Source organism: Bacteroides luti (assembly GCF_900128905.1).
GTDB lineage: Bacteria > Bacteroidota > Bacteroidia > Bacteroidales > Bacteroidaceae > Bacteroides > Bacteroides luti.
Genome location: NZ_FQTV01000002.1, coordinates 126,940 through 153,383, shown reverse-complemented (window position 1 = coordinate 153,383; position 26,444 = coordinate 126,940). Strand labels below are relative to the sequence as shown.

General features: G+C 36.9%; 22 protein-coding genes and 1 pseudogene. 7 read left to right on the top strand and 16 right to left on the bottom strand.

Translation table 11 applies throughout. The features are described 5' to 3' along the window. Positions 1 to 3 precede the first annotated feature (3 nt). Positions 4 to 1,698 (bottom strand): glutamate formimidoyltransferase, encoded by a 1,695-nt coding sequence (gene ftcD, locus BUC21_RS02445; protein WP_073398936.1) that lies wholly within the window; start codon positions 1,696 to 1,698, stop codon positions 4 to 6. A gap of 699 nt (positions 1,699 to 2,397) precedes the next feature. On the opposite strand from ftcD, the gene BUC21_RS02440 reads away from it, so the two are divergent. The 5 genes and pseudogenes from BUC21_RS02440 (at position 2,398) to BUC21_RS02425 (ending at position 7,385) form a co-directional block, all read left to right on the top strand. Further along, complete coding sequence (locus tag BUC21_RS02440) at positions 2,398 to 3,567, top strand: ATP-binding protein (RefSeq protein ID WP_073398935.1); 1,170 nt, start codon at positions 2,398 to 2,400, stop codon at positions 3,565 to 3,567. Between the two features lie 885 nt (positions 3,568 to 4,452). Beyond that, positions 4,453 to 4,539: pseudogene (locus tag BUC21_RS16265) on the top strand (transcriptional regulator); the annotation flags it as partial. Positions 4,540 to 4,578: 39 nt separating this feature from the next. Then, the gene (locus BUC21_RS02435) at positions 4,579 to 6,204 is read left to right on the top strand and encodes a Fic family protein (RefSeq protein ID WP_073398934.1); all 1,626 of its coding nucleotides are present in this window, start codon (positions 4,579 to 4,581) and stop codon (positions 6,202 to 6,204) included. 22 nt (positions 6,205 to 6,226) lie between these two features. Further along, positions 6,227 to 6,871: a GIY-YIG nuclease family protein gene (locus tag BUC21_RS02430; protein WP_073399186.1), complete on the top strand. Its 645-nt coding sequence runs from the start codon at positions 6,227 to 6,229 to the stop codon at positions 6,869 to 6,871. 241 nt (positions 6,872 to 7,112) lie between these two features. Then, positions 7,113 to 7,385, top strand: coding sequence for a hypothetical protein (locus tag BUC21_RS02425; protein ID WP_139261205.1), 273 nt, complete (start codon positions 7,113 to 7,115; stop codon positions 7,383 to 7,385). Between the two features lie 139 nt (positions 7,386 to 7,524). On the opposite strand, the gene BUC21_RS02420 is transcribed toward BUC21_RS02425, so the two are convergent. From BUC21_RS02420 to BUC21_RS02375, 10 genes are all read right to left on the bottom strand, one after another. After that, the gene (locus BUC21_RS02420; protein WP_073398932.1) at positions 7,525 to 9,360 is read right to left on the bottom strand and encodes a carbon starvation CstA family protein; all 1,836 of its coding nucleotides are present in this window, start codon (positions 9,358 to 9,360) and stop codon (positions 7,525 to 7,527) included. Positions 9,361 to 9,565: 205 nt separating this feature from the next. Continuing rightward, entirely contained in the window at positions 9,566 to 10,195 is a 630-nt protein-coding gene (locus BUC21_RS02415; RefSeq protein WP_073398931.1) for a cation efflux transmembrane domain-containing protein, read from the bottom strand. A gap of 99 nt (positions 10,196 to 10,294) precedes the next feature. Beyond that, positions 10,295 to 10,708 (bottom strand): Fur family transcriptional regulator, encoded by a 414-nt coding sequence (locus BUC21_RS02410; RefSeq protein WP_073398930.1) that lies wholly within the window; start codon positions 10,706 to 10,708, stop codon positions 10,295 to 10,297. 126 nt (positions 10,709 to 10,834) lie between these two features. Continuing rightward, complete coding sequence (hisB, locus tag BUC21_RS02405; protein WP_073398929.1) at positions 10,835 to 11,956, bottom strand: bifunctional histidinol-phosphatase/imidazoleglycerol-phosphate dehydratase HisB; 1,122 nt, start codon at positions 11,954 to 11,956, stop codon at positions 10,835 to 10,837. A gap of 8 nt (positions 11,957 to 11,964) precedes the next feature. Continuing rightward, positions 11,965 to 13,002 (bottom strand): histidinol-phosphate transaminase, encoded by a 1,038-nt coding sequence (hisC, locus tag BUC21_RS02400; RefSeq protein WP_073398928.1) that lies wholly within the window; start codon positions 13,000 to 13,002, stop codon positions 11,965 to 11,967. Positions 13,003 to 13,008: 6 nt separating this feature from the next. After that, positions 13,009 to 14,292 carry a histidinol dehydrogenase gene (gene hisD, locus BUC21_RS02395; protein WP_073398927.1) on the bottom strand — a complete coding sequence of 428 codons (1,284 nt, stop codon included), beginning with the start codon at positions 14,290 to 14,292 and terminating at the stop codon, positions 13,009 to 13,011. 7 nt (positions 14,293 to 14,299) lie between these two features. Beyond that, entirely contained in the window at positions 14,300 to 15,151 is an 852-nt protein-coding gene (gene hisG / locus BUC21_RS02390) for an ATP phosphoribosyltransferase (protein WP_073398926.1), read from the bottom strand. A 229-nt stretch (positions 15,152 to 15,380) separates the two neighbouring features. Beyond that, entirely contained in the window at positions 15,381 to 15,875 is a 495-nt protein-coding gene (locus tag BUC21_RS02385; protein ID WP_073398925.1) for a PaaI family thioesterase, read from the bottom strand. An 18-nt stretch (positions 15,876 to 15,893) separates the two neighbouring features. Continuing rightward, on the bottom strand, positions 15,894 to 17,921 hold the full coding sequence (locus tag BUC21_RS02380; RefSeq protein ID WP_073398924.1) for a protein-disulfide reductase DsbD family protein: 2,028 nt from the start codon (positions 17,919 to 17,921) through the stop codon (positions 15,894 to 15,896). A 21-nt stretch (positions 17,922 to 17,942) separates the two neighbouring features. Beyond that, on the bottom strand, positions 17,943 to 18,242 hold the full coding sequence (locus tag BUC21_RS02375; RefSeq protein ID WP_073398923.1) for a Dabb family protein: 300 nt from the start codon (positions 18,240 to 18,242) through the stop codon (positions 17,943 to 17,945). 103 nt (positions 18,243 to 18,345) lie between these two features. On the opposite strand from BUC21_RS02375, the gene udk reads away from it, so the two are divergent. Both udk and BUC21_RS02365 read left to right on the top strand, forming a co-directional pair. Continuing rightward, on the top strand, positions 18,346 to 18,963 hold the full coding sequence (gene udk / locus BUC21_RS02370; RefSeq protein ID WP_073398922.1) for a uridine kinase: 618 nt from the start codon (positions 18,346 to 18,348) through the stop codon (positions 18,961 to 18,963). 45 nt (positions 18,964 to 19,008) lie between these two features. Beyond that, entirely contained in the window at positions 19,009 to 20,355 is a 1,347-nt protein-coding gene (locus tag BUC21_RS02365; RefSeq protein ID WP_245797053.1) for an MltF family protein, read from the top strand. Between the two features lie 102 nt (positions 20,356 to 20,457). Here the strand turns inward: BUC21_RS02365 and BUC21_RS02360 are convergent, their stop codons facing one another. From BUC21_RS02360 to smpB, 5 genes are all read right to left on the bottom strand, one after another. After that, positions 20,458 to 21,540 carry a phosphotransferase enzyme family protein gene (locus tag BUC21_RS02360; protein ID WP_073398920.1) on the bottom strand — a complete coding sequence of 361 codons (1,083 nt, stop codon included), beginning with the start codon at positions 21,538 to 21,540 and terminating at the stop codon, positions 20,458 to 20,460. Between the two features lie 238 nt (positions 21,541 to 21,778). Beyond that, entirely contained in the window at positions 21,779 to 22,240 is a 462-nt protein-coding gene (locus BUC21_RS02355; RefSeq protein WP_073398919.1) for a methylated-DNA--[protein]-cysteine S-methyltransferase, read from the bottom strand. Positions 22,241 to 22,260: 20 nt separating this feature from the next. Next, on the bottom strand, positions 22,261 to 25,002 hold the full coding sequence (gene metH, locus BUC21_RS02350; RefSeq protein ID WP_073398918.1) for a methionine synthase: 2,742 nt from the start codon (positions 25,000 to 25,002) through the stop codon (positions 22,261 to 22,263). 36 nt (positions 25,003 to 25,038) lie between these two features. Then, positions 25,039 to 25,986, bottom strand: a complete 948-nt coding sequence (locus BUC21_RS02345; RefSeq protein WP_073398917.1) for a nucleoside recognition domain-containing protein — start codon at positions 25,984 to 25,986, stop codon at positions 25,039 to 25,041. 2 nt (positions 25,987 to 25,988) lie between these two features. After that, positions 25,989 to 26,441, bottom strand: a complete 453-nt coding sequence (gene smpB / locus BUC21_RS02340; protein ID WP_073398916.1) for an SsrA-binding protein — start codon at positions 26,439 to 26,441, stop codon at positions 25,989 to 25,991. Positions 26,442 to 26,444: the final 3 nt, after the last annotated feature.

Sequence of the window (26,444 nt, the reverse complement as noted above, 5' to 3'; positions counted from 1 at the left end):
TGGTTATATTTTACTATTAACAATCTCAAGAATAACTTCTTCCCTCTCCTGCGCCAGTTTAGCCATGGCAGCAGACTCTAATAATATAGGCTCAACCAAATCTCTGTTTTTAATTCCGGCAGCATTAATACGTACATTCAGCCAGGCACCAAGCACTGCAGAGCGAGCAGCCAACGCACCTACTCCGGCATCCGATACAGAATTGGGGTTACCCTCTTTAGCCATCTGTTCCACAATATCAAACACAGCCAAAGAAGCTTTCATTACTCTGAAAGGTATCTGAGTAGCATAAAAAGTTGCTTCCTGAATAGCTTTACTCCGAGCGGACTTCTCTTCTTCTGTATTCTTTGGCAAGCCAAAAGCATCCATCACTTTATTAAAGGAACGGGTATCTTCGTCTACCAGAAAAAGAAGTTCGTTAAGCAAAGACTGACCGCGTTCAGCATAATTGGAAAACTCTTCCCAACGAGCATCCCATCCTGCTTTGTGCGAAGAGAGATTGGCAACCATTGCACCTAAAGCAGCACCCAAAGCTCCCATGTAAGCAGAGATAGAGCCACCACCGGGGGCAGCCGATTCACTGGCTGTTTCGTAAGCAAAATCAGAAACGGACATATCTACCAGCTTATCTTCGGAATCATCTTCCATCATGTATTCTATCACCTTATCCTTAGCGTCAAAAGGTTTCAGATCATCAAGTCCCATAGACTTTATGGCAATCTTCATAATCTCCTTTTCTGATATACCAACAGAACGTTGTTGCTTGCGCAGAAAATATTTACCCGCATCAATAAGTGTGGACTTTGGCACCAGACCAACAATCTCGGTGCCGGTTACCCGTACTCCACGAGCTGCAGCTTTTGCCACAACCTCTTCAAAAGCAACATGTAAAGGAGTTACAGATATATTGGTTATATTCATTGATACCTGAGCTATTCCATATTCTTCAATAAACCAGCCAATAGCAGCCGTACTTTTCAGCGTACCCGGAATAAAAATATCTTCTCCATGTTCATCTTTCATAATTTTCCCTGCAGGAGAATCTCCTTCACGCTTCACACGTCCACGTTCGCGAACATCGAAAGCAATGGCATTGGCACGACGAGTAGAAGTTGTATTGAGATTGAAATTCACAGCAATCAAGAAATCTCTGGCTCCCACTGCAGTACATCCTGTCTGAGCAGCACGCTTAGTCCATACCTCACCTCCAAAATCGGGCATTTTATCAGGATTACCAAAACGTGGTTTCAAGCCTTCGTATTCGCCTTCACGGCAAGCAGCAAGTTTTTTACGTTCAGGATGAATCGCAGCGTATTCATAACAATAGGTAGGTATACCACCCTCGAGTGCAATTCTTTTTGCAAGCTGTCGGGCATATTCAGCAGTCTCTTCCATAGTAATGCCAGAGACAGGGATAAGTGGCAGTACATCAGTAGCTCCCATACGCGGATGCTCACCATGATGTTTTCTCATATCTATCACATCTGCAGCTTTCAGCACACACCGAAAAGCAGCTTCCACCACAGCATCAATTTCTCCCACAAAAGTAACAACGGTACGGTTGGTAGCTTTACCCGGGTCAACATCAAGAAGTTTGATGCCCTCTACACCCTCTATTACATCAGTTATCTGTTTGATTACATTCATATCGCGCCCCTCACTGAAATTGGGCACGCATTCTACTATTCGTTTTTCCATCTATGTACAAAGAATAAGGTTTATATCTTTTTTTGATCTGTAAGATCAATGCCTCTAAAATAGTGTTTTAGTTTGATTAAAACAAAACTATTTGCATATTTATCAGGAAATAATACGATCAAGGAATTAAGAAATATATTAATTAATTTGGGAAGCCAATATTTATGTCGTACATTTGAACATATAATTATTATCTATCACATTACTACATATCGGTTCGCAAAGAGCTTTTAGACTGCAGAATCATTGGTAATAACCCTTGTAAATTACAACCTGGAGTACCAATAATTACAGAAACAAAAAAAACCACACATCTACCGATTCTCATTTCTATTAATTTTCAACTATAGAGAATTTCTACACATTTTTAAAATAAATATTATGTCGAAAGAAAAAGAAGGAAAAGAAAAATCCAAGAAAAAAGAAGCCGTAAAAAGCTTGAAAGAAAAAAGAGCTGATAAAGCCCTGAAACGCAAAAATAGAAGTGACGAATAATTTCTAATTCACGTCCATCTATTTAAGATCCTAAAATGTTACATTTTACATCATCCCTTCTCCAATGTCTATCGGCAGTGAGAAGGGTTTTTGTTTTAAACTATCAAATTAATAACTAAAAAATGCTAGTTTAATTCAGCACTTTTCACATAAAAGTGCTAGTTTAATTCAGCATTTTATATATATTTGCAGAAAAAGGATGTTATGGAAAGGCTATATGAACAATTCAGAAGACTCATAGAACGTACAGACACCACCTTTGTGCGTTATTTGCATGATCAGGTAATCTGGAATAACCGTTTGACCGCAATTGTTGGAGCACGTGGCGTTGGAAAAACAACATTATTACTTCAACATATAAAGTTGTATAATGATCTTCAGGATACCATTTATATAAATGCCGATGACATCTATTTTTCAGAGAACAAGTTATTCGACTTTGCCTCCACCTTTTACAAAAATGGTGGAAAGCATCTATATATTGATGAGGTACATAAGTACAGTAGCTGGTCAAAAGAACTGAAAATGATGTATGATTACTTCCCCGATATGCAGGTAATATTTACAGGTTCATCTATTTTGGATATTTATCGTGGGAGTGATGATCTTAGCCGCCGAGCTCTTACATATCATTTGGAGGGAATGTCATTTCGGGAATACCTGAATATTTCTCTTGGGTTACAACTTTCGGCATATAGTTTAGAAGATATAGTTGCAAATAAGGTTCAAATACCTGGCATTGAACATCCTCTTCCTCTTTTCAAGGATTATCTTGAAAGGGGATACTATCCTTTTTATAAGGAACCTGATTATTTTGAAAGATTACGAAACGTTATTGGTCTGACATTGGAAACAGATATACCAACATTCGCCAATATGAATATATCAACAGCACGCAAACTGAAACAGCTACTATTTATTATTTCACAAAGTGCTCCCTTCAAACCCAATTTAACTAAGATTGGCGAAATGCTTGATGTGCATCGTAATCAAGTTACTGATTTTTTGTTCTATCTGGAGAAGGCTGGCATTATTGCCCAATTAAGAAATGCAACCAAAGGTATTCGTTTGCTGGGAAAAATTGAGAAAATCTATTTGGGTAACACTAATTTAATTTACGCAATAGGAGAAGGTAATCCCAATATAGGCAATATTCGTGAGACTATATTCTTCAACCAGATGAAAGTTAGGAATAACATTCTGGCTTCTGACAAGTCCGATTTCAGCATTGCTGATTACACCTTTGAAGTGGGAGGAAAAAATAAAACCAAAAAACAAATTTCTGATATTCAAAATGCTTATGTAGTAAAAGATGATATTGAATTTGGATACATGGGAACTATTCCTTTATGGGCTTTTGGGTTTAACTACTAGAATTAATATTTTATTCTCATCCATCACCTTTTAGATTTAAATAGTTAATATTCAGTCTATTAGCAAATAACAACCCTCACTTATCCCTCACCCCAGCAAATATAATCGTCTAATATACAGGCTATTAATCAGTGAGGGATAAAACCGAAAAAGTCATCATCCCTCACTTTTAAGGGCATCCCTCACCTTTTCGCTTAAAACTCGCGTTTTTTTATCCATTTTAGTCCAAGGTTAAAAAAATCAGCCTGAAAAGAACTAAAATTCAATTTAAGAGTGAGGGATAGAGCAAAAGGTGAGGGTTGATAACAAAAACACGTTCATCCATAACAATCTATACACTTGATATACAAACAAATACAAAATCAAGGGTGAGGGATGAGTGAGGGATCTTTCTCTATTTTTGCGTATAAACAACTGTACAGAAACTACTTAACAGAAAAGTGGTGAGGGATGAAAATAAAAAGTTTTTTTTGAAGCTAGAAGAGTAACAAAACTCCCGCCGGCTTTTTAAAAAACGTAACCGGACATTGAGCAAACTCCCGCCGGCTTTTTAAAAAAGCTGGCGGGAGTTTTTAGATTATTCACCAATGGTTTTTATTTATTGGGGTTTGGATTTAACCTTTCCTGGATTGAGTTTACTGTTTCTGTGGTTATTACTAGAACTGATTTTACAATATTTTTCTTATTCCTAAATAGGCATTACATTAAATATTTGAATTTAGTATCTGATTCCCTCAAAAAATTTGTAGTATCATATCAGAAATCATAAATCTAAAATAAACGGATATAATCTGGAACATACAATCAATCCTTACATTTTATCAGAAAGATGATTTGTTTTGGAATATTATTAATAACTTTGCGTAATAGGCAAAAAACACATCTCAGCCATCTTTGGAAACACTCAAGAAGATAGCAGAAACCTTGGATGTGGATGTGAGATACTTATTGCATTCTTCCAAGAGAAGATAATAATGTTTGTACATATTTCATAGAAAGAAGCGAGTCATTATGGATTTGAAAGAAGATATAAAGAGGTTAATGGATGGTGCTGAAAATGCAGAGGTTGAATTTAAGTCTGCTAAAGGTGGATTACCAGAAAGTTTCTGGGAGTCATTCTCTTCGTTTGCTAATACTAATGGTGGTATCATAGTATTGGGTATTAAGGAAAAGAATGGCAAGTTTATTCCCGACGGACTGACCTCGGAACAGATAACGACTTATAAAAAGCGTTTTTGGGATTGTGCTCACAATAAAGAAAAAGTCAGTGCCACTATGCTTACTGAGCGTGACGTGATTGAAGGTGATACGGATGGAAACAAATTTCTAGCTTTCCGCATACCACGAGCATCATATGACATTCGCCCCGTATATCTTACTCGAAATCCGTTCGGAAACACTTTCAAACGCAATCACGAAGGCGACTATCATTGTACAGATAACGAAGTTCGAGAGATGTTCGCCGACGCTCATCATATAAGCATGCCTTTTGATAACCAGATATTACCTCATTATAGCCTAGAGGATATTGACAGGGCCTCGTTGAAGGGCTATCGTCAGCGATTTGTACTTCGCAAAGAAAACCATCCTTGGAATGAATTGGACGATATGACCTTTCTGAATAAAATAGGTGCCTATAGAGTAGATCGAGAAACAGGTGACGAAGGATTTACTCGTGCCGGCATACTAATGTTTGGCAAGACAGAAAGTATTACCGATCAATCCTGCACCCCTTGGTACTTTGTAGACTATCAGGAGAAACTGAGCGATGACCCACGTTTACGATGGTCAGATCGTATCTATCCCGACGGAACCTGGGAAGCCAATCTCTACCAGTTCTTCTACAAAGTGTATGCTAAATTATCTCAAACACTACCTGTTCCCTTTATGCTCGATGGCATCACTCGTATAGAAGAAACATCAGCTCATATTGCTATCCGTGAAGCTTTGGTTAATACATTGGTGCATTGCAGTTATTCTGAGCAGGGAAATTTAGTCATAATTCGTGAGCGCGATAAAATCATTATGCGCAATCCTGGCCGAATGCTTATATCTGTAGAAGATTTTTATACGGGTAGTCATAGTCTTTGCCGTAACCCAATACTTCAAAAGATATTCATGCTCTTAGGCTTTGGCGAAAAAGCAGGTAGTGGTGCAGACTATATTGTTAAAGGATGGCAAGACAGTCAATGGGGCTGCCCTCAAATTGAAGAAACTGTTCAGCCTGATACCGTTTTGCTGACGCTGAATATTGAGGAAGTTGCTAAAAACACTCCAGATGCTTCTTCAAAACAACAAATAAAACAGGATGTAGAAGATCAAAACGGAATAAGTCGTCCCAAGTCTGTCCCAAGTTTGTCCCAAGTTTGTCCCAAGCTGTCCCAAGCTTGTCCCAAGTTAGAACAACAACATATAGAAAAGTCTGGGAAGGTACTTATATCAATGCTTGAAAAAGCTCAAACAATTCTAAAGTTAATGAATTTGGTTGATGAGAAAAACAGAAGTAGATTCCGCCAGCAAATCCTCAATCCTCTTATCGAGTCAGAACTTGTAGAACCTACAATCAAAGACATACCAAATAGTCCAAAACAGACTTATCGGTTAACAGAGCGAGGACAAAAACTTCTTGAAATGTAAAATAAATCAGAACAAGACTATTATGACCAAAGATAATAACAAAGGAATCGTTTACCTATTAACCAACGATTGTATGCCTGGAATAGTAAAAATCGGCATGACTAGTCGTGATGATATGGATAATCGACTAAAAGAGCTATACACAACTGGAGTTCCTCTACCATTTGATTGTGTCTATGCATGCAAAGTAGATTGCTTTAAAGAATTGGAACAAGCCCTCCACGAAGCTTTTGAACCACAACGAATCAACTCCAACCGTGAATTTTTCAGCATCAAGCCATCACAAGCAATAGGTATATTAAAGCTCTTCAATAAAGGAAACATAACCGCAGAAGTAGTGAAAGAGATGGAAAATGATATTCCTGAAGATGAGCGAAAAAAAATAATACGACGTCCATCTATTAACTTCTTTGAAATGGGACTTAATGAGGGAGATCTATTAACATATATTCATGATACATCCAAAACTTGCATTGTTAAGACAGGGCGTAAAGTAGATTTTGAAGGACAAGAATGTTCTCTTACTGCAATAACAACAAAACTATTGGGAAGCAAATCAGTTGTTCAACCTACACCCCATTGGTCTTTCAGCGAACGAAACCTGCAAGACCTCTATGAAGAATGGCAAGAAAAATTAAAAAAAGAATCGGATAATGATATTGAATAAATTGATCTATAACTGAAATATAGAAATTCGATTTTATCACAAATAAAAGTGAAATTTTCTGGATATTGGAAAGATAAACAGTAAAGAAAACCATAAACCAGCAGATAAGATTATACTTAAAGATAAACTGATTGGAGTTCCTAAAAATATTTATACCGAAGAAGATAATGTGGATGGCTTTGAGCAAAGAGTCATTGCCCTAATTGCCAATCTTGACAATGTTAAGTTTTGGCATAGAAATTTGGAACGAGGCAAAGGATTTTATATTAACGGTTTTATAAATCATTATCCAGATTTTATAGTTGTATTGAATACTGGACATATTCTTCTTATCGAGACTAAGGGAGATCATCTTGATGGTAGTGATTCTGAAAAGAAAATATTACTTGGTCAAACATGGGCTAACAAAGCCGGTGATAAGTATCGTTACTACATGGTTTTCGATCAGAAACATGTAGATAATGCATATACATTGCCGGATTTATTAAATCAGATAAAGCAGTTCTCTGTTTAACTTCAGGTATAATAAAAGACTTTCTGAGAAATCATCTATTAAAAATATACCAATAAAAAAGCCACTGTTCATTTACACTATATTATGAACAGTGGCTTTCTCATTTTATAATCTCATAGGAAGCTTATCAAGCAGAATTTTAATTTCTGCCATATTTTCTATCATCAGAAACAACCGGTTCCCCAATAAGTCCAATTTCTACAGAGGTTAACTCTTCGTTACTCATGCGGGTTATTCTTCTCCAGTTGACAAAGCTCTCTATAAGTACCAGACAAACCAGAATAACTAATATACCGGATATAGCAGAAAGTGCATACAAACCTTTTGGCAGATAATTATCGAAAATATTCATCAGTGCCGACGATAACGTAGTGACCGTAACAAAGCACAAAGGAATGGCAGTTACCCAAACATATTTATTTTGCTGAGAACGAAGTAAGTATGTTGTTCCAATGGCAAATGCAATGATTGCTAACATCTGATTGGCCGTTCCAAAAAGAGGCCAGATTGTTGAAATATCTCCGGTGTATAATAGATACCCCCAGAAGAAAGTAATGAGTCCGGAAAAGAAAATGGCATTAAACCAGGCGCGTCCCTTTGATATATCTCTTGAGTTCTGACGGAATAAATCCTGAAGCAGATATCGGCCGATCCTTGTACCGGAATCAATAGTAGTTAGGATAAACAATGCCTCGAACATTATACAGAAATGATACCAGTAACCCATCATTGATCTTAACCAGGGAATACTTTCAAATACATAAGTCATACCCACAGCCAAAGATACCGAACCTCCGGGTCTGCCTGCCAAATCCTCTCCTACTAAAGACGAAAGCTCAGGCAAATCAACAGGAACCATATGTAGTTTAGAAAATACTTCGGGCAGGGAATTAATTGCAAAATAATCGGAAGTTGGCAAAACAGTTGCAGCCAGTAAAGCCATGATTGCAACAAACGCTTCTAATAGCATTGCACCAAAACCGATTGGTAATATATCTTTTTCATTTTTAATCAGTTTAGGCGTTGTTCCGGAACTTATCAGTGAATGGAAACCAGACAAAGCACCACAAGCAATAGTTATAAAAAGAAAAGGAAATACTTTACCGGGAACAATCGGACCACCTCCATTTACAAATTGTGTAATAGCCGGCATTTTAATATCCGGCTGAATAATAATGATACCAATAGCCAATGCACCGATAACACCAAGTTTCATGTAAGTACTTAAATAGTCTCTGGGTAAGAGTAATAACCAAACGGGTAAAGCAGCGGCAAAGAATCCATAAATTGCCAGAATTAAAGACATCTGCTTTTGATCAAAATCCAGATAAGCACCTAAAGCTGAATTTTGAATCACCGGACCAAGAACTACTCCCAGCAGAACTAAAAGTACTCCTATTATTGTTCCTTCCCATATTTTATCGGGACGGATATATTTCAAATAGATACCAATAAAAAGTGCTACAGGAATTGTAAAGCCAACCGTGAATGTTCCCCATGGTGAGTTTTTCAGAGCATTTACAACGGGAATACCTAAACCGGCCATTGATACAATTAAAATAGCTATTACAGCTATAGAGGTTATAAAACCTAATCTGTCGCCAACTAAGTCTCTCGCAATTTCAGCAATTGACTTTCCCTTATAACGCACTGAAGCTGTAAGAATTACCATATCGTGAACAGCTCCGGCAAATAAAGAGCCGATCAATATCCATAGAACACCGGGAAGAAATCCATATTGGGCTGCGAGGACCGGACCAATTAAAGGACCTGCTCCGGCTATTGCCGCAAAATGGTGCCCCATTAATACTACTTTGTTTGTTGGCACATAGTCGTGCCCATCATTGAGAGTTTCCGAAGGAACAACATTGTTTTTATTCAGCATTAAAACTTTATACGCCATGAATCTGCCGTAGACACCATAGCCTATAACAAGGAATAATGCGGCAATAATTACAATTACAATAGAATTCATAATAATTAGATATCGGTTAAATTTATAATTGATTATAATATTAATAATCTGTAAGGTATAACACTTTTACTTGGAGCACCAAAAATAAATCTTCTTTTTCAGAATGCAAAGAAAATTATGGATTATACTCAGAATCAGATAACAAATAAGGCTACCAGATATCCTGATAGCCTTATTTTATTATCTTTATTTACCCTTCGTAGCTTCAATGGCAGCAACATTCCTTTCCTTCTGCTTTTTCAAAAGCTTCTTTCCCCTCGGATAAAGAGAAATATATTAAACCTGCAGTACCAATAACATCGGCATAGGCAAAGCCAGTTAATTCATAGATTAAACTGGATAAAAGCAAAACAACCGACATATATACACACACCTTTGTACAATTACTATCAGCAATAATTGGGTCTGAACCTAGTTTTTTACCGATCTTCATTTTGGCATACATTAGCCATATCATTATCAATATAGATAAGGAAGACACTATTACTCCCCATAGTGTAGTCTCTGGTTTATGTCCATTTATCAGGTTCAAAACAATACCAGCCAATAGGCCGACTGATAAGATATAAAAAGCGAATCCTGTAATTTTCAAGGCTGTTTTTTCAAAAGAGCTCTTATTGCTTTCCGGATTTTGTTTAATGCGCAATATCATAACAGCTATACCAATGCCTGACATTACTTCTATAAAACTATCCACACCAAAACCAAATAATGCTAATGTTTCGTCTTCGTATCCAAAAAACAGGGAAACCAGTCCTTCAATCACGTTATAGAATATTGTAAATAAGCTTAGTAACCAAGCTTTTTGATAGAGATTTTGTTCAGAGTTTGTCATCTTACTTCTATTTAGAATTTATACTTATTTTGTTATGTATACAAATTAATCATTTGCACTCAACAAAGATAAGTTATATAGATGTGCAACAGTGTTGCATTATTTATGGCAATGCGGACAAACTCCTTTAATTACAAAATTAGCCGTTTCAAAGACAAAATTATCGGGAAGCTGAAAAGAAGGGATAGGTATATCTTTCAGGCAAAAAGTCCGCCCACATTTTGTGCATAAGAAATGAAGATGCAAATCTTTCAGTTCGCAGGTACAATCTTTTTCACATAAAGCATACTTTACAGCACCTGTGCCATCATCTATTTTGTGTATTAAGCTATTTTCAACAAAAGTATTTAGCGTACGAAACAGCGTTGTTCTTTCTACTTTATCAAACTTTTGCTCAAGATCGTATAAACTAACTGCATCCGATTGTAATAGTAACTCTTTAAGAACCAAAATACGCATAGCAGTAGGCTTAATATTCTTATCTGCTAATATTTTTTCTGCTTCATTATTCATAATCAAAGTTCTTAGTTATTTGGAACAAATATACTTATTATAACAAATCCAAATATCTAAAAAGTATTAGATATTTGGATTTTAAATATTATTTAGTAGCTCTATCGTGTGCTACTTCAAAAACCTTTATAGCATCCCCTTTGTTGATGGCAGAACATAATTATAAATATCCCTCTTCACTGCCATTTTCAGCGCGCGAGCCAAAGCTTTAAAGATTCCTTCAATTTTATGATGCTCGTTCTGCCCTTCAGCTTTGATGTTCAGATTCATTTTAGCGGCATCACTCAATGATTTAAAGAAATGCAGGAACATCTCGGTAGGCATCTCTCCTATCTTTTCGCGATTAAATTCTGCATCCCATACCAGCCACGGGCGACCTCCAAAGTCGAGTGCCACCTGACACAGACAATCGTCCATAGGAAGACAGTAACCGTATCTTTCAATACCACGTTTGTTTCCCAATGCCTGATAAATGCAATTGCCCAAAGCAATGGCTGTATCTTCAATGGTATGATGTTCATCCACTTCAAGATCGCCTTTAACTTTGATAGTTAAATCCATTCCAGAATGCTTTCCTATCTGCTCAAGCATGTGATCAAAGAATCCTAAGCCGGTAGAAATATCGCACGCGCCTGTTCCGTCGAGGTTCAGCTTTACAAAGATATCTGTCTCTTTGGTGGTGCGTTGTACCTGTGCAGTACGTTCGCCGGCAAAAAGGAACTCGGTTACACGATCCCAGTCGGCTGTTGCCAATGCGCATACATCTTCCAGTCCTTTACGTTTCAACTCATCCGTTGAATCCTGCATAAAAATAGCCTTGCATCCCAGATTCTTTGCCAACAGGACATCGGTAATACGATCGCCAATCACAAAACTTCCTGCAATATCATAAGCACCTTCTTTCAGGTACTTACCCATCATTCCAATTCCGGGTTTGCGGTTGGGACTGTTTTCTTCGGGCATACTTGGATCTATCAGAATATCATCGAAAGTGATTCCTTCATTCTCAAAGGCTTTAAGCATCTTATTATGAGCCGGCCAGAATGTCTCTTCAGGAAAAGAATCAGTTCCCAATCCATCCTGGTTAGTTACCATTACAAACTCAAAATCAAGCTTGCTGCGTATAAAGCCAAGATTCTTAAATACCTTCGGATAAAACTCCAATTTCTCGAGAGAATCAAGTTGAAAATCAATAGGTGGTTCAATAACCAATGTACCGTCTCTATCTATAAATAATACTTTCTTCATGCCAACTCTTATTTATATTGCTTCAATGCTTCCAGTAATTGATTGTTTTCCTCTCGGGTTCCCACAGTTACACGCAAACAATCTTTGCAAAGCGTTATTGAAGTACGGTTACGAACGATAATACCTTTTGCAACAAGATAATTATAAATAGCCTTGGCATCTGAGACTTTAGCCAGGAAGAAATTTGCATCCGAAGGATATATCTTTTCCGTACAAGCCAATGCTGCAAATTCATTTTCAAGGTAAGCCCGCTCTTCAATCAATGTTTTTACCCAAGCCTCTACCTGAGAATAATCTTTCAACATACTCATAGCCTGTTGCTGAGTAAGCAGATTCACATTATAAGGGTATTTTATCTTGTTCAGAATATCAATAATCTCTTTCGAAGCAAAAGCCATTCCTAAACGAATTGCTGCACAACCATATGCTTTAGAGAATGTTTGAAGAATAATCAGGTTAGGATATTTATCCAATTGTGAAAGATATGATGGTCTGTCAGAGAAATCATTATAGGCCTCGTCAAGAATAACCAAGCCTTCAAATTCTTTGATAACCTTTTCTATTTCGCATTGCAACAAGTCATTACCTGTTGGGTTGTTCGGTGAGCAGAGAAATATAAGTTTAGTTCTTTCATCTGTAGCTGCAAGCAACATATCTGCCGAGAACTGATAGTTTTCATCCAATAATACATTGCGGTAATCTACATTGTTCACATCCGCACAAACCTTATACATTCCGTATGTAGGATCGATGGCAACCACATTATCTTTTTCCGGTTCACAAAAAGCTCTGTAAACAAGATCTATTGCCTCATCACTACCATTTCCAAGAAATATATTTTCAGATTTTACTCCTTTTATCGGAGCTAGCAATTCTTTTAAATCTCTTTGCAATGGATCCGGATAACGGTTAAACGGATTGTTATATGGATTTTCATTTGCATCAAGAAAGACTGTTGCTTCTGCTCCTTTATATTCATCGCGAGCCGAAGAATAGGGTTTCAAATCCCATATATTCGGACGGGTTAATTCTTTTAATGCTTTCATTGTTTTTTATTTTAAACTGTTAAGCCTTACTGTCACCGCATTCTTGTGAGCATCGAGTTGCTCATTGGCTGCCATTGTTTCAATAGCCGGACCAATAGTTTGAATACCCTGACTGGTAATTTCCTGGAAAGTAATTTTTCGGATAAAGCTATCAAGACTTACTCCACTGTATGCTTTTGCATATCCGTTGGTTGGAAGGGTGTGGTTAGTACCCGAAGCATAATCGCCTGCACTTTCAGGAGTTAGTGATCCAAGGAATACAGAACCGGCATTTGTAATCTGTTCGGCAACTTCCATATAGTTAGCTGTTTCAATAATCAGGTGCTCAGGTGCATATTCATTGGTCATTGATATGGCTTCGTCCATATCGTTAACCAAAATCAGTTTGCTGTTATCCAATGATTTTGCAGCAATTTCTTTTCTTGGCAATTGCGCTAGTTGAGATTCTACTTCGGCACAAACTTTCTCTATAAGTTCTTCGGAAGTAGTAATAAGTACAGCCTGACTATCAATTCCGTGCTCTGCCTGAGATAATAAATCCGCTGCCACAAAAGCTGGATTGGCCGATTGATCAGCCAGCACTTCTACTTCTGAAGGACCAGCTGGCATATCAATAGCTACATCACGCAAAGAAACTAGCTGTTTGGCTGCTGTTACGTATTGATTACCTGGACCGAATATTTTATAAACCTTTGGCACAGATTCCGTACCATAAGCCATAGCTCCTATTGCCTGTACTCCACCGGCCTTAAATATTTTATTTACTCCAGCCAGATTAGCGGCAAACAAAATAGCTGGATGCACTTTACCTTCACGGTTTGGAGGGGTACAAAGTACAATTTCCTTGCATCCGGCAATGCGTGCTGGAGTTGCAAGCATAAGAACTGTTGAGAACAAAGGAGCTGTTCCGCCCGGAACATACAATCCCACTTTCTCAATTCCCACCGCTTTCTGCCAGCAAACTACACCCGGACGTGTTTCTACTTTCTTTCCGGTAAAACGTTGTGCCGAGTGAAAGGTTTCTATATTTTCTTTTGCAAGTATGATAGCTGCTTTCAGATCGTCACTGATCAGACTTTCGGCTTCTTCTATTTCATCAGCACTCACAGCCAGACTAGCAAGCTGTACTTTATCGAAGGTAGCTTCACATTCGAGCACTGCTTTATCACCTTCAGTCTTTACACGATTAAGAATTCCTTTAACTGTATCGTTCAGACTTTCAGTATTGAGTGCGGGGCGTTTCAGAATTTCTTTCCAGTCCTCTTTTCCCGGATATTTAATTATTTTCATAGACTTATTAAATAATCATCTTTTCAATAGGTAATACAAGAATACCTTCAGCTCCAAGAGCCTTCAGTTTACCAATAATTTCCCAGAAGCGTTTTTCTTCGAGAACAGTGTGAACAGAACACCAGTCTTCCTGAGCAAGCGGCATAACAGTAGGACTCTTCATTCCCGGAAGAACTTCAATAATATCTTTCAACTTATCTTTTGGTGCGTTCATCAACACATATTTCTTATCTTCTGCAGTTTTAACAGCATCCATGCGGAACAAAAGTTCATCGAGAACTTCTTTCTTTTCTGCCGACATTTCCTTATTACCAATCAGTAAAGCTTCCGATTTCATCACCACTTCTACTTCCTTCAGACGATTACTGATTAAAGTAGAACCAGAGCTTACTATATCAAAAATAGCATCTGCCAATCCAATTCCCGGAGCAATTTCCACAGATCCATTAATTACATGGATTTCTGTTTTAATGCCGTTGGCTTTCATGAAGTTCTTCAATATTACCGGATAAGAAGTAGCTATCTTCTTACCTTCAAACCATGACAATCCTGGATATTCAATATCTTTAGGCATAGCTAAGGAAAGACGACATTTGCTAAAGCCTAATCTCTTAACGATTTCCGCATCTTCATCCTTCTCTACGAATTCATTCTCGCCAACAATACCTAAGTCGGCTACTCCGGTAGCAACAGCCTGAGGAATATCATCATCACGAAGGTACAATACCTCAACAGGGAAATTAGTAGACTGAACAAGAAGTGATCTCTTGTGAGAACTTAATTTAATGTCTGATTCTTCGAAAAGAGCCATTGTTTCTTCGAACAAACGCCCTTTGGATTGTACGGCAATTCTTAGCATAAGTTTATTTTGTTTAAAATGATTTATTTAGGAATAAAAAAAGGCTCACCAAAACGGTAAGCCTTTCTAATTTCATATATACATAATCTATACGCCCACCGACTATTCGTTAGGAAAATGATGATGATGACGTATAACTGTATTGATCATATTGTTTTTTGTTTTATGCGACAAATGTAAAGCTATCTATTTAGATTTCCAAATAATTATCACAAAAAGATGTTTAAGACTAACAATTTAATGGATTTACATCCTCTTCCTCTACTTCACAGCCTAGGAATTGCATTTCTCCACGCAGTTTTTCCTTAGAAAAAGTAAAGTAGGTGCAAACTGACTTTGTGCAAAGTTCGCCTGCTTCATTATACAGCCGTCCCTCTACAATAACAATATTACGCTTAACTTCCTGAATACTTGCCCGTAAAGTTAAACAAGAGTCGTTTGTATTGACCGACTTCATGTACCGTGTTTGCATATTAGTAGTAACGCCGGTAGTCTGAAGTTTACGAAGCACTGCCCATGCACAGATTTCGTCCATTAAAACCGCCTGAATACCACCATGAAGAGTATTTGTCCATCCCTGAAACTGAGGCTGTGGTTTCCAAAAGCTGACAACTTCATCGCCATCTTCATAGAAATCCATCTTCACACCACTTTCGTTGCTCTTACAACAACCAAAACAATTATATCCTTCCTTTTTATTCCAGGGGTTGATTATCTTTTTCATCTTAAATAGAATACATTTTTATTTTTTGTAATTGTCGAGACCTTTTTGCAGGAATTCTACATACTTTTCAATATCTTCATCGTAAGCATACGATTTATTGAGCGGTTTACCTTCATTATCCAGTAATACGTAGAAAGGTTGCGCATTGGAACCAAACTTAATTCTTTGCAGATAACTCCACTTGTCTCCAATAGTCCTCAATGTTCTTTCTGTTCCATTCTCTGTTACAGTAATTGGCGAAGGAAGAGGTTTTTTATCATCTACATACAAAGAGATCAATACATAGTCATTTTCAATAATGCTACTAACTTTCGAATCAATCCATACAGCAAGTTCCATCTTACGACAGTTTACACATCCATATCCGGTAAAGTCAATCATAACAGGTTTACCTTGTTGTCTTGCATATTCCATACCAGCATCAAAATCATCAAACTTGGCATGTACTTCTTTTGTATACAGATTAAAATCCTGAGTTTTCATTGGAGGTGCAAATGCGCTGACAGCTTTTAATGGCGCACCCCACAATCCGGGAATCATATATACAGCAAAAGCCAAAGAAACCAAAGCCATGAAGAACGCAGGTACAGATGTTTTTGTATCTTCATCATCATGTGGAAAACGAATTTTACCTAATAAATATAATCCCAGTAATGCAAAAATTACAATCCACAAAGCAAGGAACGTTTCGCGATCAAGCAATCTCCAACCATAGGCCAGATCGGCTACAGAGAAGAATTTCAGAGCAAAAGCTAGTTCAAGGAATCCAAGAACAACTTTAACCTGATTCATCCAGCCACCCGAACGAGGCATTGACTTCAACCATGATGGGAACAATGCAAAAAGAGTGAAAGGCAATGCCAATGCTATAGCAAAACCAAGCATTCCAATTGCAGGGGCAACAATACTACCGGATGTAGAGACTTGTACCAATAAAAATCCTATAATAGGTCCTGTACAGGAGAAAGAAACAAGTGTCAATGTAAATGCCATTAAAAAGATACTAAGCAGTCCACTTGTACTCTCGGCTTTACTATCCACTTTTGTACTCCATGAAGATGGAAGTGTAATCTCGAACGCTCCAAAGAACGAAGCAGCAAAGACAACAAGCATCAAGAAGAACAATATATTAAATATAGCATTTGTAGACAAAGCATTCAATGCACTTGCTCCAAAAATCAACGTAACAGCAATCCCCAAAGTCAGATAGATTACCACGATGGAAACTCCATACAATATAGCATCCCTTATTCCTTTTTTCTTGTCTTTAGCTCGTTTTAGGAAAAAACTTACTGTCATAGGAATAATTGGCCACACACACGGCGTAAACAGAGCAAGCAAACCACCCAAAAATCCGGTCACAAAAATATAAATCCAGGAGAGGTTCTTGTGATCTGTAGATCCTCCGAAACTTTGCAGTTCACTAATTACCGGTTTCCAGTAATCAGATTTAGCAACAGTGTCAGTAGATGCAACAGAATCTGTCTTTGCAATAGCCAAAGTATCAACAGCCAAGGCTGTAACAGGTTCTTCTTTTAAAGTCTTTGAAGATGTTTCTTCATCCTTTGCAGCTTCAGCCACAGCTTTTGTACTACCCTTACCCTGAAAATTAAAAGGAACTTCGGTAGGTGGCAAGCAACTTTCATCATCGCATGCACCATACTCCAGATAGCCCTTAATTTTATAACTACTGCCCGTTATTTTTATTTTTTGTGAGAAAGTAGCACTATGTTCAAAATAGCGCAATTTCATCTCAAAAACTTTATCAAACTTCTCTATTTCTTTGCTAAGAGGAGTAAGTTTTCCTATCAGCTTTGCTCCTTCTATTTTTTCTACATTAAACGTTGCCGATATAGGTCCTCCAGAAGGAAGATTTACTGAGTAAACATGCCACCCTTTATCAATAGATGCCGTAAATCGGATTTCAGCTTCAGTATCATTGATCGTTTTTAGCTCTGTTTTAAAGCTAACCGGATCTTGAATCTGAGCAGAAATATTGCTTGCCAATAATAATAGCAAGAAAAATATTAATTGTATTTTCTTCATTCTAATAACCTTTGTTCACGACTAAAACTCATAGTCAACACATGCACGGCTTTCTTTAACGTCAGCCAATATCTTTCCAGCTGCAACGTGTAAAGGATGTTTTGCATAGTAACTTACATCCTCCAATGAATCAAATTCACTATTCAAAGCAATATCGTAAGTTTCAGCTGGATTCATATTAAATTTTACTTCAATTTTACGGATTACATCAATATCTTTAGGTAAAGCTTCTATAGCGTTTTTAAATGCATTCATTACTTCAAGTTTTGCACTCTCTGATTCCATCTTTTTTAATTGGAATAATACAATGTGTCGTACCATACTTTGTTTTATTAATTAATTTATTCTATTTTTGTATATAAATTCAATTATAATGAATTCTTAGCAAAAGTAAGTTATTTGTTTTAAAAATCAATATTAAACCATGTTAATAATAGGTATAGCTGGTGGAACAGGTTCCGGCAAAACAACCGTTGTTCGTAAAATTTTTGATAGTCTTCCAAAAGATGAAGTAGTCTTACTACCTCAGGACTCTTACTACAAAGACAGTAGCAATGTCCCTGTTGAAAAAAGACAATTTATCAACTTCGATCATCCGGATTCTTTTGAATGGGATTTGCTATCAAAGCATATCCAGTTACTAAAAAAAGGAGAAAGTATAGAACAGCCAACTTACTCTTACCTGACTTGCACCCGTCAGCCGGAAACAATTCACATTGAACCTCGGGATGTTATTATTGTAGAAGGTATTTTAGCCTTAAGCGACAAGAAGTTACGAGATTTAATGGACCTGAAAGTGTTTGTTGATGCTGATCCCGATGAGCGACTGATACGTGTAATAAACCGCGATATTGTAGAACGTGGACGTACAGCTGAAATGGTAATGGAAAGATATACTCGTGTATTAAAACCTATGCATCAGCAATTTATTGAACCAACAAAAAGATATGCCGACTTAATTATTCCTCAAGGTGGAAACAATCAGGTTGCTATTGATATATTGACCATGTTTATCGAAAAAAATCTCGATCTGGAAAAATAGAGAATAAAACATATGCGTAAAATACTACTTTTCTTCCTGATAACCATGTCGTTACTTGCCTGTAAGAATACACAAACAGGCCAGAAAGAGAAGAGCGTTTACGATCTTCCTCAAATAAAAGATAGTGGTGAACTGGTAGTTCTAACTCTTTACAGTTCTACATCTTACTTTATTTACCGAGGACAGGAGATGGGATATCAATACGAACTAAGTGAACAATTTGCGCGCTCGCTTGGATTAAAGTTACGAGTTGAGGTAGCTAAAAATATTCCCGAACTGGTACATAAATTGAAAAAGGGCGAAGGAGATATGATTGCCTACAATTTACCAGTAACAAAAAAAATGAAAGACAGTCTGACTTATTGCGGACTAGAAGTTATCACTCACCAGGTAGTTGTTCAACAAAATAAATCTAAATCGGAGCTTCTTACAGATGTTACTCAACTGATTGGAAAAGATGTTTATGTAAAACCAGGAAAATACTACGACCGTTTAGTTAACCTAGACAAAGAATTAGGTGGTGGAATCAAGATTCATAAGGTAGAAAGCGACAGCGTTTCTGTAGAAGACTTGATAACCCAGGTTGCTGAAGGTAAGATTCAATATACGGTATGTGATGATGACCTTGCCAAATTAAATGCAACTTACTATCCCAATATCAATATTAAACTATCTGTTAGTTTTGACCAACGGGCATCATGGGCTGTAAGACAAGAATGTACGCAACTTGCTAAAGCTGCAAACGAATGGTATAAAAACAATATTACCTCTCCAGATTATACAGCCAGTACAAAACGATATTTCGAATTACTGAAAACAACAGTCCACTCTCCTATTTTATCCTTAAAACACGGTAAAATTTCTCTTTATGACAATTTTTTCAAGAAATACTCGAAAGAAATAGACTGGGATTGGCGACTCCTTGCTTCACTTGCTTATAATGAATCGAATTTTGACCCAAAAGCTGTGTCATGGGCGGGAGCAAAAGGATTAATGCAACTGATGCCTGTCACTGCGAGAGCCATGGGATTATCATCTGGAGAAGAAGAAAATCCAGAATTAAGCGTAAAGGCTGCGGTTAAATATATTGCTTCTATTAACAAAAGCTTTAGCATGATAGCCGATAAAAAAGAACGGCGAAATTTTATTCTAGCTGCTTATAATGCAGGATTAGGACATATTTATGACGCTATGGCTCTGGCTGACAAATATGGAAAAAACAAGTTGGTGTGGTATAACAATGTGGAGCACTTTATTCTTTTAAAAAGTAACGAAGAGTATTTCACAGATCCTGTATGTAAGAATGGCTATTTTCGTGGAAGAGAAACATTTAATTTTGTTCGTGACATAAACTCCCGCTATCAGGTATATAAGAAAAAAATAAAACATTGATCTCATAAAAAAAGGATAATCTATCTCAGATTATCCCTTTTCGTTTGTTTAAATTTGTTAGATCTGTTAGAATTGTTTATGTAAGAGAGTTAAGTTTCATGTTTATAAGCAGTCAGATATAAATTGCTGCATTTCCGGGAATTGACTTTCAATGCTTTGAAGTAATTTAAACTGTGCATTTGAGCGTACTAAATTATGTTCCGGATATTGAATTTTATAATAAGTATCACCATTAATATAATCTGCAAGAAAACGAACTAATTGCATATAAGGAAATAAAGCTGCCGCATATGGAAGATTCTCTATTTCAACAGGAAGAAGGAATGAACGAGCAGATTCTAAATATCCTTTTGTAAATGCTTTAAAAATTTCCATATTAAAGTTCACATTCTCAAGATTCTTATCGTCTTCGTCACCAGTGTTTGCAGCAGAACGAAGAAAATCGCCATAATCAGAAAATATAAAGCTTGGCATAACCGTATCCAAATCAATAACACAAAGTACATTTCCATCCTGATCAAACATCATGTTGTTTACTTTGGTATCGCAATGGCAAACCCTTTTAGGTAGTTTACCTTCTCTATACCAACGTTCAGCTTTACACATCTCATTGGCACGTTTTTCTATTTCGTCAATCAAACATTGAACTTTCAACAAACGACCAGCTGCATTCTTTTCAATAGCCTCATGAAGTTGCCTCAAACGAAATTCCATATTATGAAAATCTGGAATAGTTTCACCAAGTTTATCTGGAATATCAGCAAGCATTGACTGAAAATTACCGAAAGCAATACCAGCTGTATACGAATTTGCAGCATCAACTGTTTCACGAGTTATAGCATTGGCAATAAAAATCATTACCCTCCAATAGCTATTACCATCAAAGTAATAAAGCTTATCATCTTTGGCAGGAACAAGTGTAATAACCTTACGATCCAAATCTGTTTCATTTGCCTGTTCCAGTTTTTTTCGGATATATGATGTTACTATAAATATATTCCTCTGCAACATTTCAACATCCTGAAATATTGCATGATTAATTCTTTGAAGAACATAATCTGGATGCTTTTTTTCGGTTGTTTCTATTTTATATGAATCATTTATCAGGCCGTTTCCTAGTGGAAGTATTTGATGCATATCTCCATCAATTTTAAAATGAGTAGCTATCTCAAACAGGTTGTTCATTGTATTATTAAATATATTATATAAACTTAGCGCAAATATATATATTATTTTATTAATATAAGTATCTTATGCTATATTTCTAATTATATTTAATAAATAAAAGAGGGATATAATTCTATTTATAAAAATAAAATAGAATTATATCCCTCTAAATAATATTAAAAAGATATGATTTACTTGAAAATCAATATTTTATATAATAAAGGCAATCTTTACGACCAAATATATAAATAATTATCTAAAACCGGTCAATACCTTCGAGTTTAAGCAATATAGTTTTTATATCTAATCCTCCAGCATACCCTCCCAAAGTACCATTGGCTGCAATCACTCTATGACATGGAATAATTATTACAATTGGATTTCGTCCATTTGCAGTTCCAACAGCCCGACAAGCCTTAGGATGTTCTACTCGTTCCGCAAGCTCTTTATAACTGATAGTTTGTCCATAAGGAATGGTTTGCAAAGCTTTCCATACAGAGCACTGAAAAGTTGTACCTTCAGGAGCTAAAGGCAAAGTAAAATCTTTCCGGTTCCCTGAAAAATATTCATCAAGCTGACGAATACACTCTTTCATCACTGCTGGTATATTCTCTGAAGAAGTCTTTGCAGATTCTTTAAATAATAACTGAGTAATGTGGCTTTCTGTAGATTTAATCTCAAGAATACCTACTGGAGACGAATAATAAAAAATGCTCATAACTATACTTTGTTTCTAAATTAAAACAAATTCAGTTTATTAGTTTGTGCTTCCTCAATAGAAACAGTATCAACCTTCTTATCTGCATTTTTCAGACGAAGAGATTCATATTCTTTATTGAGTTCTGCTGCAAATTTTTCTTTTGCTTCAGGATTAAGCAAACGTGAAGCCACTGTTGCATTTTGAGCAGCATCTTTCATATGAGCCACAATACCACTGTAAACAGGAGCTATTTTTAATGCCGTATGCAATTTAGATGTCGTTGCTCCACCAATCATCAAAGGAATATCCAAGCCAGCTTTCTGTAGTTCAGAAGCCACATGAACCATTTCTTCCAATGAAGGAGTAATCAATCCACTCAATCCTATAAAATCAGGTTTTTCTTCTATTGCACGCTGTACTATCGTTTCAGTAGGAACCATTACACCCAGATCAATAACTTCAAAGTTATTACATGCCATTACTACAGATACAATATTCTTTCCAATATCGTGAACATCACCTTTTACTGTAGCAATAAGCATCTTGCCAGCAGAAGAAGATCCTTCTGTTTTTTCAGCTTCAATTAATGGTTGAAGTATAGCAACTGCCTTTTTCATTGTACGTGCAGTTTTCACTACCTGAGGCAAGAACATTTTACCGGCACCAAAAAGATCACCTACTATATTCATACCTTCCATTAAAGGTCCCTCAATAATATCAACAGCCTTATTGTAGAGTGGAATAATCTCAGCGAGATCTTCTTCCAGATATTCGCCTATTCCTTTTACCAAAGCATATTTTAATCTTTCGGTTACATTCTCATCTCGCCATGCATCACGCTTAACAGCTGTTTGAGTATCTTCCTTTGAAGCTTTTAAACTTTCAGCCGTTTCAATTAGAATTTCTGCTGCATCCGGACGTCGGTTAAGAACCACATCTTCAATCTTCACAAGTAAATCTGGTTCTATATCAGTATACATAACTGCTGTTGCAGGGTTAACAATACCCATATCCATACCTTGCTGAATAGCATGATAAAGAAAAACGGCATGCATAGCTTCACGTATATAGTTATTTCCTCTGAAAGAGAAAGAAAGATTACTTACCCCTCCACTAATATGTGCACCTGGAAGATTCTTCTTTATCCATGCTGTAGCATTAATAAAATCTACAGCATAATTGTTATGTTCTTCCATACCGGTAGCAATTGCCAAAACATTGGGGTCGAAAATTATATCATGAGGATTAAACTTAACTTTGTCCACCAACAGTCTATATGCGCGTTCGCAAACTTCAATTTTACGGGCACATGTATCAGCCTGTCCTTTCTCATCAAAAGCCATTACTACAACAGCCGCACCATATTTCTTTACAGTTCGTGCATGTTCAAGAAAGACTTCTTCGCCTTCTTTCAGTGAAATAGAATTCACAATAGATTTTCCTTGCAAACATTTAAGTCCGGCAATAATAACTTCCCATTTTGAAGAATCTATCATTACAGGTACACGAGATATCTCAGGTTCAGAAGCTATCAGGTTAAGGAATGTAGTCATTTCCTCTTTTGCCTCCAGTAACCCTTCATCCATGTTTACGTCAATAATTAAAGCACCATCTTCCACTTGCCCGCGAGCAATAGTAAGAGCTTCATCATATTTTTTTTCTTGAATGAGTCGAAGGAATTTACGTGAACCAGCCACATTACATCTTTCACCTACATTCACAAAATTAATTTCTGGTTTCACTTCCAGCAATTCCAATCCTGAAAGCCACATACAATCTGGATTTGATTGCGGTTTATGAGGAGTTTGACCTTGAACTAAAGCAACATATTCAGCAATATATTCATTGGTTGTTCCGCAACATCCACCAATAATATTGATCAATTTTTCATCAATATACTCTTTAACCTGAGCAGCCATTTCGGCCGGAGTCTGATCATATTTACCCAAGCTATTAGGAAGACCGGCATTAGGATATGCACTTATATAATAAGGAGCACGAGATGCTAAGCCTTCAAGAAAAGGTTTTAGTTGTTTAGCTCCGAAAGAGCAGTTCAAACCTACAGAGAAAATAGGTGCATGTTGAACAGAAGCCAGGAAAGCATCCAAAGTCTGTCCGGAAAGAGTTCGTCCACTAATATCTGCTACTGTAACAGAAAGCATTATTGGTAGTTGTACTCCTTTAACTTCCATCGCAGTTTCAGCTGCAAAAATTGCAGCTTTAGCATTCAGTGTATCAAAGATAGTCTCGATAAGAATCGCATCTACACCTCCATCTATCAGCGCCTCCATCTGTTCCTGATATGCAGTAGCCAGTTCATCATACGACAAAGCACGAAAAGCCGGATTATTTACATCAGGAGACATCGAGCAAGTCTTATTAGTAGGACCAACAGATCCTGCTACAAATCTGGGCTTATCAGGATTCATCCGGGTATATTCATCTGCTACTTCACGGGCAATTTTTACAGCAGCAAGGTTTATCTCACGCACATAATCCTGCACATGATAATCGGCCATAGAAACAGTTGTAGAACTGAATGTATTTGTTTCAATGATATCAGCACCAGCTTCCAGGTACTTACGATGTATATCACGGATAACATCCGGACGAGTAAGGCATAACAAATCATTATTCCCCTTCATCTGACCAGGGATATTCGCAAAGCGTTCATTACGAAAATCCTCTTCTCTCAAATTATACTGCTGAATCATTGTACCCATAGCTCCATCCAATATAAGGATGCGCTCGGAAACTAACTGTTGAATGGTTGGTTTCATTATATATAATTTATTTTTAAGCTGTTCAGGTTTTATTTAAACAGCATTAGAATGCAACTTGTTTATAAACACATAATTTTTCAATCGGAAACACCACACTACCACAAAAGCAAATCCCATACGGGTTAGTACTATCCACCAAAAACCGATGCCTAATGCTACAAATAAGAGTGTATCCTCCAACAAAGAGTGAGATATGGCTAAGTGATGATTAAGCACATTTACGTCATTTCTGGAAAGCATACCATTATCTATTTGATCTATCATTATTGCGCCACCATAAGCCAGACCTACAACATTCCCCACAATCCATAAAAAAGAAGCCTTCTCCGGCATTCCGAAGAATTTCATAAACGGGCGTAATGGACGTGATATGGTATCAAATAACTTATACTCCTCTAATAACTTTTGCAATATCATTAATACAGAGACAATAAGCAATATTGTGATAATCAACGTAACAGATGTATTAAACCATGCACTGAATACTTCACCTACAGAAGAAAATACTTCTGGTTGAGTAACAACCTCAAAATGGACAGTCGAAGCAGGCATTATCTTATTCAAAACAAAAGCCACCACAATAGACATCAGAATACGAAGAGTTGTCATCCACCAAAAAGAAGAACCGGTTTTCTTCTGAACAGCACTTTCCACTAGCAAATTATGTGAGAGAAGACACATCAGCGTAAGAATTGTAGCCTCTCTCAATGTAATAGTCAGAGATGTCATTACAGCTATTGAAGCATACAACGGCAAGAAAATGCTAGTCAGGAAAACAATAGCAGTTTCACCCGGCAGCCCTATCAGATTGAATAATGGGTTAAGGAACTCAGCAAAATAGCTTAAAGCTCCGGAATATTGCAAAAAGCGGACAAAAAGCGATACTGGGAGTATTATCTTCAATAACCACAGACTTATTTTACCAGCTTTTGGCAGTGCATCTTTAACGCATTTCAGCAAACGTTTAGGGAAGTCTCTCATTCTTACTTTTTAAACATTCTGTCCATATCGCGCTTATCATCTTTTTCTCTTAGTGACTGACGCTTATCATATTGTTTCTTTCCTTTTGCCAAAGCTATCACAACTTTAGCCAATCCTTTTTCATTTATAAACATCCGAAGAGGAACAATCGTAAACCCAGTTTCTTTTGTTGCTCTCTCCAGTTTCCTTAATTCTTTGCTATTTAGTAATAATTTACGATCACGTCGGGCGACATGATTATTATAGGAACCATAAAAATATTCAGCAATATGCATATTCTTTACCCAAAGTTCCTCGCGGGCAAAAAAACAAAAAGTATCTACCAGACTGGCTTTACCCAGACGGATAGATTTAATTTCGGTACCAGTAAGTACTATACCGGCAGTAAACGTATCTGTTATCTCATAATCGAAAGTGGCACGCTTATTTTTTATATTTACGGGAGCTTGTTTCATATA